Source organism: Rhodanobacter sp. A1T4 (assembly GCF_014207185.1).
Lineage (GTDB): Bacteria > Pseudomonadota > Gammaproteobacteria > Xanthomonadales > Rhodanobacteraceae > Rhodanobacter.
On record NZ_JACHCP010000001.1, the window covers coordinates 108,089 to 122,839 of the forward strand.

General features: G+C 59.0%; 21 protein-coding genes. 13 read left to right on the forward strand and 8 right to left on the reverse strand.

The window, feature by feature from the left end:
• Positions 1-53 precede the first annotated feature (53 nt).
• Positions 54-512: a PA2169 family four-helix-bundle protein gene (locus tag HDE80_RS00515; protein ID WP_184601794.1), complete on the forward strand. Its 459-nt coding sequence runs from the start codon at positions 54-56 to the stop codon at positions 510-512.
• Between the two features lie 92 nt (positions 513-604).
• Here the strand turns inward: HDE80_RS00515 and HDE80_RS00520 are convergent, their stop codons facing one another.
• The 4 genes from HDE80_RS00520 to HDE80_RS00535 all read right to left on the reverse strand — a co-directional run bounded on the left by HDE80_RS00520 (position 605) and on the right by HDE80_RS00535 (position 3,582).
• Positions 605-1,525 carry an AraC family transcriptional regulator gene (locus tag HDE80_RS00520; RefSeq protein ID WP_184666865.1) on the reverse strand — a complete coding sequence of 307 codons (921 nt, stop codon included), beginning with the start codon at positions 1,523-1,525 and terminating at the stop codon, positions 605-607.
• Positions 1,526-1,608: 83 nt separating this feature from the next.
• Positions 1,609-2,385 carry a DNA-binding domain-containing protein gene (locus tag HDE80_RS00525; RefSeq protein WP_184666867.1) on the reverse strand — a complete coding sequence of 259 codons (777 nt, stop codon included), beginning with the start codon at positions 2,383-2,385 and terminating at the stop codon, positions 1,609-1,611.
• On the reverse strand, positions 2,382-3,233 hold the full coding sequence (locus tag HDE80_RS00530) for a DUF692 domain-containing protein (protein ID WP_184666869.1): 852 nt from the start codon (positions 3,231-3,233) through the stop codon (positions 2,382-2,384). Before HDE80_RS00530 ends, HDE80_RS00525 begins: the two co-directional genes overlap by 4 nt.
• 76 nt (positions 3,234-3,309) lie before the next feature.
• On the reverse strand, positions 3,310-3,582 hold the full coding sequence (locus tag HDE80_RS00535) for a hypothetical protein (RefSeq protein WP_184601798.1): 273 nt from the start codon (positions 3,580-3,582) through the stop codon (positions 3,310-3,312).
• A 285-nt stretch (positions 3,583-3,867) separates the two neighbouring features.
• Here HDE80_RS00535 and HDE80_RS00540 point away from each other — a divergent pair, with 285 nt between their 5' ends.
• The 5 genes from HDE80_RS00540 (at position 3,868) to HDE80_RS00560 (ending at position 6,452) form a co-directional block, all read left to right on the forward strand.
• Positions 3,868-4,329: a DoxX family protein gene (locus HDE80_RS00540; protein ID WP_255483508.1), complete on the forward strand. Its 462-nt coding sequence runs from the start codon at positions 3,868-3,870 to the stop codon at positions 4,327-4,329.
• A 118-nt stretch (positions 4,330-4,447) separates the two neighbouring features.
• Complete coding sequence (locus tag HDE80_RS00545) at positions 4,448-4,834, forward strand: thioredoxin family protein (RefSeq protein WP_184666873.1); 387 nt, start codon at positions 4,448-4,450, stop codon at positions 4,832-4,834.
• Entirely contained in the window at positions 4,834-5,562 is a 729-nt protein-coding gene (locus HDE80_RS00550) for a cytochrome c biogenesis protein CcdA (protein ID WP_184666875.1), read from the forward strand. Before HDE80_RS00545 ends, HDE80_RS00550 begins: the two co-directional genes overlap by 1 nt.
• Positions 5,563-5,809: 247 nt before the next feature.
• Positions 5,810-5,947: a hypothetical protein gene (locus HDE80_RS00555; protein ID WP_184666877.1), complete on the forward strand. Its 138-nt coding sequence runs from the start codon at positions 5,810-5,812 to the stop codon at positions 5,945-5,947.
• Between the two features lie 349 nt (positions 5,948-6,296).
• Complete coding sequence (locus tag HDE80_RS00560) at positions 6,297-6,452, forward strand: DUF3309 family protein (protein WP_184601803.1); 156 nt, start codon at positions 6,297-6,299, stop codon at positions 6,450-6,452.
• A gap of 93 nt (positions 6,453-6,545) precedes the next feature.
• Here the strand turns inward: HDE80_RS00560 and tsaA are convergent, their stop codons facing one another.
• Complete coding sequence (tsaA, locus tag HDE80_RS00565; RefSeq protein ID WP_184666885.1) at positions 6,546-7,073, reverse strand: tRNA (N6-threonylcarbamoyladenosine(37)-N6)-methyltransferase TrmO; 528 nt, start codon at positions 7,071-7,073, stop codon at positions 6,546-6,548.
• A gap of 203 nt (positions 7,074-7,276) precedes the next feature.
• Here tsaA and HDE80_RS00570 point away from each other — a divergent pair, with 203 nt between their 5' ends.
• The 4 genes from HDE80_RS00570 to HDE80_RS00585 all read left to right on the forward strand — a co-directional run bounded on the left by HDE80_RS00570 (position 7,277) and on the right by HDE80_RS00585 (position 10,491).
• The gene (locus tag HDE80_RS00570) at positions 7,277-7,810 is read left to right on the forward strand and encodes a hypothetical protein (protein ID WP_184666888.1); all 534 of its coding nucleotides are present in this window, start codon (positions 7,277-7,279) and stop codon (positions 7,808-7,810) included.
• 72 nt (positions 7,811-7,882) lie between these two features.
• A complete protein-coding gene (locus HDE80_RS00575; protein WP_184666889.1) occupies positions 7,883-8,662 on the forward strand; it encodes an N-acetylmuramoyl-L-alanine amidase in 780 nt (259 codons plus the stop codon).
• Positions 8,663-8,754: 92 nt separating this feature from the next.
• Entirely contained in the window at positions 8,755-9,471 is a 717-nt protein-coding gene (locus HDE80_RS00580) for an HAD family hydrolase (RefSeq protein ID WP_184666891.1), read from the forward strand.
• 57 nt (positions 9,472-9,528) lie between these two features.
• The gene (locus tag HDE80_RS00585) at positions 9,529-10,491 is read left to right on the forward strand and encodes a quinone oxidoreductase (protein ID WP_184666893.1); all 963 of its coding nucleotides are present in this window, start codon (positions 9,529-9,531) and stop codon (positions 10,489-10,491) included.
• A gap of 42 nt (positions 10,492-10,533) precedes the next feature.
• Here HDE80_RS00585 and HDE80_RS00590 read toward each other — a convergent pair whose 3' ends face one another.
• Together HDE80_RS00590 and HDE80_RS00595 are read right to left on the reverse strand one after the other, a co-directional pair.
• Positions 10,534-10,818, reverse strand: a complete 285-nt coding sequence (locus HDE80_RS00590; protein ID WP_184666895.1) for a hypothetical protein — start codon at positions 10,816-10,818, stop codon at positions 10,534-10,536.
• Between the two features lie 87 nt (positions 10,819-10,905).
• On the reverse strand, positions 10,906-11,817 hold the full coding sequence (locus HDE80_RS00595; protein WP_184666896.1) for an ion channel: 912 nt from the start codon (positions 11,815-11,817) through the stop codon (positions 10,906-10,908).
• 135 nt (positions 11,818-11,952) lie between these two features.
• On the opposite strand from HDE80_RS00595, the gene HDE80_RS00600 reads away from it, so the two are divergent.
• Together HDE80_RS00600 and HDE80_RS00605 are read left to right on the forward strand one after the other, a co-directional pair.
• Entirely contained in the window at positions 11,953-12,141 is a 189-nt protein-coding gene (locus tag HDE80_RS00600) for a CPXCG motif-containing cysteine-rich protein (protein WP_184666898.1), read from the forward strand.
• A 46-nt stretch (positions 12,142-12,187) separates the two neighbouring features.
• Complete coding sequence (locus HDE80_RS00605; RefSeq protein ID WP_345776400.1) at positions 12,188-12,646, forward strand: putative toxin-antitoxin system toxin component, PIN family; 459 nt, start codon at positions 12,188-12,190, stop codon at positions 12,644-12,646.
• 24 nt (positions 12,647-12,670) lie between these two features.
• On the opposite strand, the gene HDE80_RS00610 is transcribed toward HDE80_RS00605, so the two are convergent.
• On the reverse strand, positions 12,671-13,324 hold the full coding sequence (locus HDE80_RS00610; RefSeq protein WP_184666901.1) for a nicotinamidase: 654 nt from the start codon (positions 13,322-13,324) through the stop codon (positions 12,671-12,673).
• A gap of 124 nt (positions 13,325-13,448) precedes the next feature.
• On the opposite strand from HDE80_RS00610, the gene HDE80_RS00615 reads away from it, so the two are divergent.
• Entirely contained in the window at positions 13,449-14,705 is a 1,257-nt protein-coding gene (locus tag HDE80_RS00615) for a hypothetical protein (RefSeq protein ID WP_184666903.1), read from the forward strand.
• The last annotated feature ends 46 nt before the right edge of the window (positions 14,706-14,751 follow it).

Sequence of the window (14,751 nt, forward strand, 5' to 3'; positions counted from 1 at the left end):
CGCGGCAGTGACAACCTTCCTGCTGTGCCAATCCATTCCCCAGGAGCTTTGCAATGAGCACGAACGACCATGATGTAAAAATTCTCAACGGCCTCATCGAGACCACCATCGACAGTGCCGAAGGCTATGAAGAAGCGGCCAAGGATGCTGACAATTCGCGTTATACCGCCGCCTTCCAGAGCCGTGGTTCCGAGCGTCATCAGGTAGCGTCGAAGTTGCAGCAGCAGGTGATCACATTGGGCGGCAAGCCGGAAGACAATGGGACGGTACTTGCCTCGGCTCATCGCATGTTCGTCAACCTGCGCCATACCATCAGCAAGGGCGACATTGCCGTTGTCGATGAAGTCGAGCGCGGCGAAGATCATATCAAGGCGAAGTTCGAGGATGCCTTGAAGGACAACGATCTGACCGTCGCGACCAAGCAGGTGATCACGGACGCTTACGCTTCGGTACGTCAGGGTCATGACCAGATGCGCGATCTGAAGCATGCGCTGCATAACCAGCAGGCCTGAGTTTCGGTTTGCGCCAGTCGAAACAGAAAAGTCGCCGTGAGGCGACTTTTCATTGGCCGCCTTGATCAGATATCCGGTCGGTGCCCCCAGGCTTAGTTCAGCGAATGGGAAGCTCTATCCGCTCTTATTTGGCCAGGGCATGTGCCACTGACGCGTTTGAAGAGGCGTCGAAAAGCGGCTTCGCTGCTGTAGCCGAGCTGCTCTGCAATACACGCTACGGACTGCTGCCGATCGCGCAACAGTTGTTCGGCGACGCTTACCCTCCATTGCGTGACGTATTGCATTGGAGGCATCTGCATCAAATGGGTAAAGCGCTCGGCGAAAGCCGAGCGAGACATGCAGGCCATGCTAGCCATCGAATGCATGGTCCAGGCACCGCCAGGGTTCTCGTGCACCGACTGCAGGACTTTGCTTATGCGCGGATCGGCTACCGCGGCAAACAAACCGCGTCGATTGCCTGCCCGCTTGGCGTAGTCGCAGACAGCCAGAGTGAACAGCGCATCGGCAAGCTTGTTCAACACCACCTGTCGACCGTCTTGTCCCGCGTTGACTATGTCTACCATCATGGCCGACAGCTGACGAAACGTGTCTCCCGCGTCTTTTGCGCGCACCACGAAGCAAGCTGGCAATGCCTGATTGAGCGGATGGTGTGTGTTGCCAAAGAAGCGCATTTCGCCGCAAATAAAACTCGTGCGATCAGCTGCTTCAACAGTCGTCTCGCCCTCGACGCTCAGTCGATGCGGATCGCCCTGCGGAAAGAGGATGAGATCTCCGGTGTTCAGGTGCATCACGCGGTCCAGCGCGGCAGATTCGACCTTGCACTGTCCAGCACCGACAAGATGGAAAAGCCCGCAGTGGTACTGGGGTTCATCGAGGAACCATGAACCGCAGCGGTGCAGCTCGGCGACGACCGCGACACGTAACATCGACTGATTGAGCAGGGATTCGAGTGCCGGGTCGATGAGCGAGGTACGCGGCTCACTCGCGAGCATCGGATTGGCTTCGATATACATGGGTGATCCTTTCGACGATAGGCTCTGATAGCTTCTCTTCGCGGTCTACCCGCCAACGGTTACATCGACTGCAGAGTGGCGTGCTATTGCATTGACCAGCTGCATATCAGGCCGTCGGCAAGCCATTGATGCAGAAGGCTGGCCATGCGCGGTAACGCGTCGGCGGGCTCGTGAAACTCACAGAGCCGTTCGCACAGTGCGGCGAAAGACTCCTCTTTGATCGCCCCGGTCAATGCGGATAGCTCATCCGTGTTGACCGTGCGGTATCGTACGGTCAACGAATGCCGCCAGACCAGAAGATGGCAAACCTTCGCATGACGGCGTAGTCGCGGGCGCTTGCTGTTGGAGTCCGCGGCGCGGCGGAAAGCATCCACGTTGTGCTGAACCGACAGGATCTGCAGGTGATTTTGCGGGCGCAAGCGCAAGTTCGCCCACGCATCTGCAGGTACATGGATCAGATCGGCGGCAGCAAGCACCGGCTCGTTGGCCGCATCGAATGTTGTGGAAATAGCCCAGTCCAGGCTTGCCATTTCGGCCAATTCCGGCGAGGCCTGCCATGGCCGGCTGTATCCCAAGAAGGCCGCAACGCCTGCACCGTGCCAGCGGATGTTGTAATGCATGGATGGATGCGCCTCGATATAGCTTTCCAGCATGGCGTTGAAGCGACGACCCATCAGCTGGCCTAATCCGGCAAATTCCGTTCTCAACGAATCACGTAGACGTACCCGATAGCCATTGCGGTAGATGGCCATGCGAGTCGCGGCATCGGCTCTGACATCGCCGTGTAGTTCCGGCAGTCGCGACGACTCTTCGGCAAGCACCGCCTGCATGATTTGTTGCTGAAATTCCTGAAGGCTCACGCGGCGGCCTGTAGCAGTGGCTTGGCCAGCATTCGTGCGTAGTCGAGCTCGGCAAGCAATTCAGCCAGTGGCGGCATGTGATCGTCACGCTCGATCATGGTCGAGATCCGCCCATAGCGGCGGACGGCTTCCAGATAAAGCTGCCACACGTCATCGATGATCGGCGCATCGTGCGTATCGATCAGCAGTTGTTCGCCGTTTTCGTGACCGGCGAGATGGAACTGCTGAACGCGCGATGCGGGAATGCCGTCGAGATAGTCGAGCGGCGAAAAACCATGATTGTGCGCACTGACATAGATATTGTTGATATCCAGCAGGATCAGGCAATCGGCACGCTCGGCTACCGCTGCCAGGAATTGCCATTCAGTCAATTGCGCGTCGGCAAAGCGGATGTAACTGGATACGTTTTCCAGCAGGATGCGTCGCCCGAGTACGTCCTGTACGCGCCGAACGCGATCGACTACATGCGTGAGCGCTTCCTCGGTATACGGTAGTGGCATGAGATCGTGCAGATTGACGCCCTGCACGCCAGTCCAGCACAGATGATCGGAAATCCACGCGGGCTCCACGCGACGGGCCAAGGCGCAAAGCCGTGCGAGGTAATCATCGTCCAGTGAATCGGTGCTACCGATCGATAGCGATACGCCGTGCATCACCAGCGGAAAGCGTTCGCGGAATTTTTCCAGCCAGATGAGCGGACGACCGCCGGGAATCATATAGTTCTCGGAGACGATTTCCAGCCATTCGACGTTGCCGGGTTCTTCGAGCAGGCTTTCGTAGTGTTCGACGCGCAAGCCCAAACCGTAACCCAGGTAAGGCAGCTGATGTGATGTTGTCTTGATGGCCATGATTTCAGTCGACCGCTGACAGGTGCAGTGAGCGGGGCTTTCCGATCTCTCTAACCGGAAAGCCCCGGGTGGCGTATTACTTGGCCTTGGCGGATGCCTGGGCTGCGTCGCATTCGGCCTGTGTCTTCTGCATGGTGAAGCCCTGACCCTTGCAGGAGTTCTGACCCTTGCAGGAATTGCTGGCTTGCTTGCATGCGCCGTGGCCTTTACAGGACGACGAGTTCATGCACTTCACCGCGGCTGTATCGCCTGCACCGGCGGGGGATGCAACAGCAGCCGACATCGAGGTGATCGCAAACAGGCCGGCAACCATGGCTGCCATCGCGGCACCGTTGAGTGTGTTCTTCATTAGGTAACTCCTGATAAGTGGCGTCTGCCGCAATGGGCTGCGGCTAAGGATGTCTCCCCGGATCAGGTTCAAAGATCGCCTGACACCGGTTTCGACAATCACATTCTCGATAGTTAGCAATGCTTCTGGCTGTTCCCGCGCATCCCGTTTTTGTGCCCGATCGTCCGGGATAGAAACATCCAGCGTACGATTGGACGCGCAGCAAGAAAGCATGGACGCACGAACATGGCGGGGCTCGATTGGGGCACGCATGATGCTGACACATCACGCCCACAGGAATTCACGATGCGCCAGTTCATTGCTGACAAGGCTTCACGCCTGCTCGAAATACTTCAGGCTGTACGCTGGGTCGGTCCTTTCGTGGTCCGTCTGGTATTCGGTTATTTCTGGCTTGAAACAGGTATTGCCAAAGTCCAGAACCTGGATGGTTTTACTCAGCGCTTTGTCGGGTGGCACATACCGTATCCCGCGTTCAACGCCGGCCTTTCGGCCTGGACCGAGCTCATCGGTGGACTCTTCATCCTGCTTGGCTTGTTCACCCGCCTGATCTGCATTCCGATGATCATCAATATGGCCGTTGCGGTGGTCTTGGTGGTATCGGCCAATCTGACGAGTCTGGACGATTACGTCGAGGCGGACGAGATCGTCTACAGCCTGATCTTCTTCTGGTTACTCATCGCCGGGCCGGGCAAGGTCAGTGTCGATACCTTCATTGCCCGCTGGCTTGGCATCCGTACGCAGGTTTGAGCCATGGGTGCGCGGTGATGAGAAGCACTCGATTGTTAATGCGGCTTTCTCCCGGCGTGAGTTATGGGATGCACTGCACCAACGATAGGCAAAGCAAACAACTGAGGAATGTGTCGTCATGAAAAAGAACAGCGTGAAATCTGCTTCAGTTGTGCTCCTGCTCTTGCTGGCAGGCAGTGCCCTGGCCAATGAGGTGCCCTTCAATCAGGCAGCCTTCGATCAGGCCAGGGCTGCAGGGAAACCCGTCGTGGTCTATTTCCATGCGGACTGGTGCCCAACCTGTCGCGTGCAGCAACCCATTGTGGCCCGGCTGGCGTTAGAGCCAGTGTTCAAGCCGGTAACGATTTACGAAGCGGACTTCGACACGGAAACCGCGCTGGAAAAAACCATGAACGTGAGTCAGCAATCGACTTTCGTTGTATTCAAGCAAGGGCACGAAGTCACACGATCCACCGGTCAGACCCAGGAGCCTGCCATCCGCGCCGTTCTGCAACAGGCACTGTGATGGATTTTGGACTCGGCACCTATGCGGTAGGTTTTCTGGCCGGGGCCGCGTCGATTCTGTCACCTTGCGTGCTGCCAATCCTGCCGATCCTGATTGCGTCGGCCTTGTCGAAGCATCGCCTCGGTACGGCCGCGCTGGCGCTTGGATTGGCCTTGTCGTTTGCGATCGTGGGAACGTTCATCGCCACGCTGGGTGCATCGATCGGCCTGGGCGCGCAAACCCTGCGTCAGGTCGCTGCGGTGCTGATGGTGGTGTTCGGCCTGGTGATGCTGTCTCCCCGACTGCAGCTTGCATTCGGCAGCATCAGCTCCCGGATCGGATCAAGCGGGCAGCAAGCGCTCGGCTCGATCAAAGGTGAGGGCCTAGCCAGTCAATTCGCGATCGGCCTGCTGCTGGGACTCGTTTGGAGCCCATGCGTCGGGCCAACGCTTGGTGCCGCTTCAACCCTCGCGGCGCAGGGAAAGAATCTCGGACAGATCGCTCTGCTCATGCTTCTGTTCGGCCTGGGCGCGGGCCTGCCGCTTCTGCTCCTGGGCGGATTGTCCCACGCGACGATGATGCGAATTCGTGGTTCGCTCTCCTCGATCGGTCATGCGGCAAAATCAGCCATGGGCGGTCTGTTCGTCGTGTTTGGCGTTCTCATCTTGAGCGGCTTTGATCGCAAGCTCGAAACGATGCTTCTCTCGATCAGTCCCGATTGGCTGACAAAGCTGACGACATCGCTTTGACGAGCATCGCTGGATGCAGCGGCGGCCAAACCGGGTAGTCAAAGTTTCTCTTTGCGAGCCAAGGCACGATATGTATGTCGGCGATGACGGGTCAGTCAATGCCGCCGGGCTTGTTATGCAAATCACCGCTGCGTGGTGAGCGTCCTCAACTCCGGCAATGCGGGAGTAATCGAGAACTACGCGATGTACGGTCAGTACAGTGTGGGTACCTGGCTGTAAAAGGTTTCACCCAGAATGTGGGTTTCAGATGGTCACCCTGCGCGATGAAGGCGCTGCTCTTGCCAGCGAACGCTTCGAGCACTTTTCCGTGACAACTGCCAAGGCCCAGAAAGCCTTCATAAAAAAAGCCGCGCCAAGCGAAGACTTGGCGCGGCAAGAGGGGTAAAAACCGACCACTGCCAGTGCATCGGTGCCGTCGTCGGAGGGACCGATCGGGCAGGGCAAAGTTAATTGGCAGGCGTCTCACATCCTGCGAATCATGCATTGAACAGATTCAGGCGACATGCGGCGTCTCTTCATAAAGTGAAATTCCCGCTTTCGTGTATTGGATCAGCACAAAGACCAGTCGATACATGCGTCGCGTCGATGTCCGGCACATGTTGCAGACAAACATCACTGGCCAGATCGACCGCAGTGCTTGCCACTCACACGACCTATACGCAGTAAGAGCGCAGCATGCATCACCGGGTGTTGCGCATAGCCCTACTTTCGCAATGCCGACAGAGTCTCTGCTCATGCTTATTACCATCCTTCTGGTTGTACTTCTTCTGGCACTTATCGGTGGCCTGCCGCACTGGGGCTACTCGCGCTCATGGGGCTACGGCCCCAGCGGTGGCCTGGGTCTGATCGTGGTGATTGTGATTGTGTTGCTGCTGATGGGGCGTATCTAGACAAATCAACGTTGTTGAAAAGCCCGGCAGCCATGCCGGGCTTTTTATTTGGCTATCGTCGTGATGCTGTGGGTCGCGTGATTCCCGATCAGCTCATTTTTTGCGCGGACGTTTCGGACCGGGTGCGGAGTGGTTACCTTGCACAGCATCGATCGCATCGATCCAGCCCGCACGCGATGTTGGAAACGCATCGGCATACGGCACATACGGTTTGACATCGAGAATAGGCGTGCCGTCGAGCAGATCCATGCCGCGCACGCGCAGGGCGTGTTCCTCGACGGCGACCAGTTCGACGGCGGAAAGGCCAATTGCATTGGGTCGATGTGGCGAGCGCGTCGCCAGCACGCTGTGCTTGCCGCCGCCGCGTGGTGGTCGCACCTCGGGTTTCCAGCCTTCGCTGCGATGAAACACGAATACCAGCCAGATCCGCTCGAACCCGGCCAGGTCACGAAACGCTGTCGTGGGAAAGCCCTCCGTGAATTCAATTGTGGCTTCGGCCAACGTACCGCTCTCGGTACCCGCCACTACCGTCGACTGATGTGGCGCGTCGATTCGCCGCGCGTAGGGCGAGCGAACGAAGGCAATCGGCGAGAAAGTGAGGCCATTTGGTATGTCTTGCATAAGGCCAAGTATCCCATCGTCAGGGCGTGATCGTCGCGATGGCCTACGTGACAGTGAGCTGAGCAATGATATTCCCCACCAGGTCCATCGGGTGGTTCAAGGTGGCCGAAAGGGGTGTCTTCTCAGGATTCCCATCCCTCGTCACGCTTCCAAAATGCCCACCACGCGCGCACCATGCTTCGCTTCCACAAAGTGATATACCCATGAGCCACGACGAAGACGATTTCGATAACGAGTACGACTTCGATGAAGCCGATGATGATTCGGTCGAGTCGCAGGTCTGGCAGCTGCTGCGCCTGATCAATCCCGGCGACGATGACATGGCGCTGCAGCAGTTTGCCGATTACCGCGAGGCGGTTGCCGAGATTGATCCCGAAGATGTGGTGCCGGTCGAGGTGATTGGCCGTGTGATCGACTGGCGCTCCGGCTTTATCGTGGACGAGCACGATTTGCGCTCGCTGGTGCAGGCGATCAACGAATTGGCGTCGCGCTGGAATCTGTCGATCGATTGGAACGGCGATCCGGATGACGACGAATTTTTCGACGACATCGATGCAGCCGGCCTGTTCGGTATCGCCTACGATCGCCTCGCCGAATTCGGCTACACGCTGTGGGCATGGGAGACCGAAAGCGAGAGCCACGCCGGCTGGATGACGCTGACCCGCGACAACGAACCGATGCGCGAACTGGCTACCATGCTGGGTGTGAACCTGCGTTTGGGCAGCGAAGTTAGCTGAGGCATGCTTCTCCGAATGGCTTTCCATCCGTTTGATTGGGGAAAAAGCGGCAGACCACCAGGAGCGAGCTCGATGGGTTCGGTAGAGCGTGAGAAGGCAAAAGTGCGCTTTCTTTTGCGGCAGGCGATGCTGCTGGCTTTTATCGCGCTGCTGGCGGGCTGCGCCGCCACGCCGGCGCGTAATCCACTCGCTACCTGGGTACCTTCGCCGAACTATGGCGAGCGTCGCCCGCAGCTGATCGTGCTGCACTTCACCGACGAGACGTCGGTACAGAACAGCTTGAAGACCCTGCGCACCGGCAATAGCGAAGGGCCGGTCAGTGCGCATTACCTGATCGGCGACGACGGACATATCTATCAATTGGTGCCAGATTCTTTACGCGCGTGGCACGCCGGGCAGGGGCGCTGGGGCTCGATCACCGACGTGAACTCCGCCTCGATCGGCATAGAGCTGGATAACGATGGCCAGTCGCCGTTTGCCTCAGCGCAGATTACCAGCCTGCTTCACTTGCTGACTGACCTCACCGACCGTCTGCGCATTCCGCGCACGCAGATCATCGGCCACGAGGATTTCGCACCGACGCGCAAGAACGATCCGGGGCCACTGTTCCCGTGGAAGCAGCTGGCGGATGCCGGTTTCGGGCTCTGGCCACAGGGCGTACTGGTTGATCCACCGGCCGGCTTTGATCCGTGGATGGCATTGGGCGTGATCGGCTATCCGCCCGATGATCACGCCGCCGTGGTGCGCGCGTTTCATCACCACTACCGCGGCATGGATGGCGACACACTGGATGTCGAGGATCTGCGCATTCTGTACGCCTTGACGCGCCAGCTGTTGCCACTCGATCGCTGACAAAAGTCGTTGGTGCGCTGAACGAACACAATAAACGATCGCGTTGGCCAACAGCGTAAAATGGCGGGCTACGAACAGACGGCCTTATCGACATGCTTCAACTTATCGGCTTCGACGGTGATGACACGTTGTGGCATAGCGAGGATTACTACCAGCAGGCCAACGCGACATTCGCCACTATCGTCGGTCGCTACGTGGATCTGGCCGATGGCCGGGTGCAGGCCGATATGCTGACGACCGAGCAGCGTAACCTGAAGCTATTTGGCTATGGCGCCAAGGGCATGACGCTGTCGATGGTGGAAACCGCCATTGCAATGACCGACAAGCGTATTACGGCGGTAGATATCCACCAGATTGTCGAGCTGGGCAAAAGCGTGCTGCAACATCCGGTGGAGTTACTGCCGGGCATTCGCGAGGCGGTTGAACAGGTGGCTGTGCAATACACGGTGGTGCTGATCACCAAGGGCGATCTGTTTCATCAGGAAAAGAAGGTGGCGCAGTCCGGGTTGGCCGATTTGTTTCAGCGCATCGAGATCGTGTCGGAGAAGAACGCGGCCACGTATCGACGCGTACTTGGTGAATTCAAGCTGCAGCCGGCGCAGTTCGCGATGGTCGGCAATTCACTGCGTTCGGATATCGAACCGGTGGTGCGGCTCGGTGGCTGGGGCGTGCATCTGCCATATCACGTGACCTGGGCGCACGAGCTGGAAACCGGTCTTGGCGAGGACGAACAGCGGGTGATTTCGGTGGCGTCACCCTCGGCGATTCCGGCCGCTGTTGCGGAGTTGGCACAGCGCGCCGCTGCTTGAATCCCGACTGGTCCGGCCCCACGGTTGTCACTACGAATCACTTGCCGAACCTGATCCATGCATGCCTTGATATTTGAAAAATTCGGCGACCCCGACGTATTGCAGTGGCGCGAACAGCCCGATCCGATTCCAGCTGCAGGTCAGGCGCTGGTGCGCATGCATGGTATCGGGTTGAATTTTGCGGATGTCTATAGGCGCAACGGCAATTACCATCTGAGCGGAAGCGCGCCCTGGATTCTCGGTTACGAGGGTGCGGGGGTGATCGAGCGCTCGGCCGAAGGTGATCCGCTTTTCCCGGTTGGCACGCGGGTCGGTTTCGCCGACATGCCTTATGCGAATGCCGAGCTGGTTGTAGTGGATCTCGACAAGCTGATCCCCCTGCCGGACGACATCTCATTCGACACGGCCGCGGCGGTTCTTCTGCAGGGCCTGACCGCACAGTACCTGATCACCGACAGCTATCAGGTACGCGGTGGGGATGTCGCCGTGGTACATGCTGCAGCCGGCGGGGTCGGGCAGCTGCTGGTGCAAATGCTCAAGACGCTCGGCGCGACGGTCATCGGCGTGGCATCCAGCGCAACGAAACGCACCGCTGTGCTGTCAGCGGGTGCGGATGCGGCGGTCGGGTATGAAGAGTGGATCGCTGAAGTGAGGCGATTGACTGGTGATCGTGGCGCGGATGTGGTTTACGACTCGGTCGGGAAAACGCTCGGCGACAGCCTCGCCGCTGCACGTATTGGCGGTACGGTGGTGTTCTACGGTATGGCGGCGGGTGATCCCGATCCGGTCGACCCGCGTCTGCTGATGGATCGCTCGCTGACGCTGACCGGCGGCGACCTGTGGAATGTGCTGACCAGCGCAACCATTCGTCGTGAACGGGCGTCCACCTTGTTCGCGCAGATAAGTGCCGGCCAGTTGCTGCCGAACATTGCCGCACGCTTTGCGCTCAAGGATGGCGCTCGGGCGCATGCTTACCTTGAAAGCCGGGAAGCGGTCGGCAAGGTGCTGCTGACGGTGTAACGCGTTCAGCGCGCTGGATGGGCGCGCATCAGACGCGCCAGATCAGCCTGGTTCGGCGCTATCCGCCGGCGCGTCATCGTCGAAGCCGGTGTAGCCGTCGGGGAAAATCGGCGTGCCGTCGTCCTCCAATCCGGTCATGTCTGCCAAGGCCTTGGCCGCCGCCGTTTCGGCGACGTCCTTGGCGCGGAAGCTGCGGTTTTCACAGATGGCGAAATACATCGGGAAGCCGTGGCCGCGAGGTGTCACGGCGAGATACGCGGTATAACGCGAGCCTTCCAGCGCGGCGCCGGAGCGTGCCAGGTAGTGGTTGAACTCACGCTCGGCCATTGGTGTTATCCCGTGCAGCATCAAGATTCAGTGCGCGCAGTGTATCGCCTTGCCCGTAACAGGGGTTTTGCGGGTCGCCGGGTCACGTCAGCCAAGCGGTTTTTCGGCGTCCTCCAGGGGCCTTACCTCGTGAAAAACGGCGTAGTCGATGGTATTGACGCCATCGGCGTCTTCACTGACGAGATCAATGTAACGGTGGTTCCAGCGCAGGTCGCTATGGCTCCAGCGCTGGCGTGCCAGCATGGACTGCGCAGTGGTTTCGTCGATGCCCTCAATGGTGAGCAGTAGCGTGGACTGGTTCCGGCCCATGCTCTCCTCCGATTCGCCGAACAATGGACTGCTGGCGTCGATCACGTGCATGAGGCTCCAGCTGAGCATGAAGATCGGATGCCGGTCGCGTACCAGCTTGAGATCGTAGATCTTGCGCAGGCTGAAGCCTTCGGGCGACGTCTCCAGTCGCAGTAGATGCAGTTGCGCAGAGGCTTCGGCAATCACGTTCTGACGCGTGTTGGCCGCACGGATCATCAGCGTCAGCTGGCCATCGATCATCCGCACAACCGGGTAGTTGGCGAACAAGATCTTGGCGCGTGGACGCGAGAAGCGCGAAAAAATCAGGCCTGTGACCACCGCGATGCAGACCATGCCGGTAAAGATTTCCACCGTGGCCACGATGTGTGCATAGACCGTTTGCGGATGCATGTCGCCGTAGCCCACGGTCGACAGCGTTTCGACACTGAAGAAAAATGCACCACCGAAGCCGCGCGGATATTGGTTGGCGATGGATCCGTCACCGAGCTGGTAAACGATGGCGAACAGGGCGTTCAGTAACAGAAAGATCGCGCCGGCGAGTGCGAAGAATGTCGGCCAGCGTATCGTCAGCGCACGATGGTAGATGTCATCCCAGAAGCGTCGCGACAGGCCCTGGCTGACGAACGCCCGGCCACCGATATTCACAATGCGCGGGCGACGCCGGAAACGCAGCTTTTGCGGGGAATTCATCGCCAGCTCTCATCGCGGGAATGGAATGGCCGACCAAGTGCTCAGCCAGCGGTGCGACGATTGTAGCGCGCGGGTTGCCTGCATCAGGCGGCTGGTCTGTGGCAAGCTGGCCCACCATGTTGCGGTCATGTGCTCATGCCTACGCCTTGTGATATTTCCTGCCCGTATTGCGGCGAGCCGATCGAGATTCTAGTCGACGAATCTGCCGGTGATCAGTTCTATATCGAGGATTGCCAGGTCTGCTGCCGGCCAATCTCGTTGAGCGTACGCATTGACGATGATGGCGAGCCGCAGGTGAATGCGGCGGGCGAGAACGACGCTTGATTACGATGGCCTTGCGCTCGCCTCCTGTCTGCGCCAGCCTGGTGCGGTGACGCAATTGAAGTCGTCCGCACCTCGTATCGTGCTGGATACCAATGTTTGCCTGGATCTGTTTTTGTTCAATGATCCTCAGTGCGTGGATCTGATGGCCGCGTTGCGCAGCGGTGCCGTGCAGGCGGTGACCCGTGATGATTGCCGTGATGAATGGCGCCGGGTACTGCACTATCCGCAGCTGCCGATCGACGACAAAATCCGACCAGGCGTTAGCGACGCTTTCGATGCATTGATCCATCATCTGCCCGCGGATGCCTCTACGACGCATGACGATGCGTCGCTGCCGCGCTGCGCCGATCCCGATGATCAGAAATTTCTGGAGCTGGCGTTGGCTAGCAAGGCGAGCTGGCTGATCAGCAAGGACAAGGAGCTGCTGAAGCTCGATCATCGTTCACGCAGTGCGGGGCTGTTTTCGATCCTGCTGCCGCAGCAGTGGTCGCTGACGGACGCTTGAGTTTTCAGTGGTTGCAGTGGGCGATCAGGCGCGCTGCAGGCTGCTCGCTTCGGTGATGGCGATACCCTTGGCGATCAGCGTGTCGCGGGTTGCTGCATCGGTCGTTGGGGTGACCGGTCGGCTGAGATCCCATAGCAGATGCGTGCGAAAGCCGGCATACACCGCGTCTTGTGCTGTCCACAGTACGCAGACGTCGCGTGCCAGTCCGCACACATAGACCTCGTCCACGCCACGTTCGCTCAGCCAGCCGGCGAGACCTGTGCAGGGGCGCCTCCCGTCGGGCCCATGGTTTTCGCGAAAACCGCTATAGGAATCCACGCCTGGATGACTGCCTTTGCGGATAATCGCATTGAGCGATGACCAGTCCACATCCGGGTGCAGCGCTGCGCCGTGCGTAGCCTGCAGGCAGTGATCCGGCCACAGGGTCTGTGGATGTCCATAAAGGTCGATCTGATCGAACGGCTTGGTGCCCGCATGCGAACTGGCAAACGAGATGTGGCCGGCGGGGTGCCAGTCCTGGGTTGCGACTACATGACTGAATACACGAGCTTTCAGCAGTGCACGGATACCGGGCACGATCGTATCGCCTTCATGGCATGCCAGCGGGCCGCCGGGCATGAAATCGGGTTGCACGTCGACGACGATCAGTGCGGCGTGTTGATCAATGATTGGTTTCATAAGCGAGCCGTGCAAAATAGGCCTAGCTGGCAGGAGTTTACCGCGCGTTGCGGCGCCGGGTTTCGCAAAAATGTGACATAGACCAGAATCGGCCGAAACAAGGAATGCTAAAGGGCAGAAGGGGATGGATCAGGTTTCCAGCGGCACCGGCTACCGGGAGTCGGTATTGGCGAGTGCGAGTTATCCGCGGACTTATCGCTACTCGCCGGCCTTGCGTGCTTTCATCTATGTGATCGCGGTCGCGATGATGGGTGGTGGCGTGTGGGCAGCCAGCCTGCAAATCCGCCAGCCGTCGTCACCGACCATACTGTTGTGGGTGGGCTTGACTGCGTTCTGTCTGGGTCTGTCCATGGCGTCGTCGTGCGCCGTATCGTGTTTGACGTTGCGCGCCGATGCGATCGAAGTGCGCGGACTGTTCAGCACGCGGCGGCTACGCCGCGACGAGATCCTCGGTCGTCGCCTATTGCCCACGCGTGGCAAACCGATACAGGTATTGGTACCCAGAAGTGGGCGCCAGTTGCGTCTCGACTCGGGCTACAAACGCGATAGCGTGCTGGAGGCCTGGATTGCGGCCTTGCCCGATATCGACCTGCAGGAGCGCGAAGCGTCGGAGGCAAAGCTGGCGGCGGACCGAACTTACGGCGCCAACCCGAAAGAGCGCCTCGACAGGCTGGCCAAGGCGCGGCAGATAGCCAAAATCGCCCACGGTGTGACCCTGGCAGCAAGCGCATGGGCTTATATTTATCCGCGCCCTTATCCGCTGGTCATCGCCACGCTGGCTCTGTTGCCTTGGTGCGCCGTGGCGATGGTCGCATGGTCACGTGGCCTGATTCGCTTCGATACATCGCGTAACGATGTGCGTCCGAACATCGCCATCATGTTGCTGCTGCCGGGTATGGTGCTGGGTATGCGCACTTTGTTCGACATCAACTTGCTCGATGTGAAGCCGGCGCTCGTGCTTGGCTTTCTTGCAGGATTGCCGCTGCTGGCGGCGGTGCTTCTGGTCAATAATCGGAACGACCAGCCCCGTGCATGGGCTTGGCCGTTACTTTTTCTGGCGCTGGTGGCATTGCCCTACGGTGGGGGTTTGCTCAGCCTGTCCGATGTAGTGTTCGATCATCAGGTGCCGCAGGTTTTTCCGACCCAGGTGCTGAGCAAATATATTTCCAGCGGCAAACATCCTCAGCCTTATCTGGTATTGGCTCCGTGGGGGCCGGAAACGAGCGGCGACAAGGTGGCAGTGAGTCGCGCCTATTACGCTCAGACGCCATTGCATGCTTCTGTTTGCGCCGTGCTTCATCCCGGCAGATTCAACTTACGCTGGTATGCCGTGCATGATTGTGAGCCGACGACTGCTGGCGTCGATGCCACTACGCTGTGAGGCGATACTTCACTGCATAATGATGCCGGTCACTCCGACTTACAGA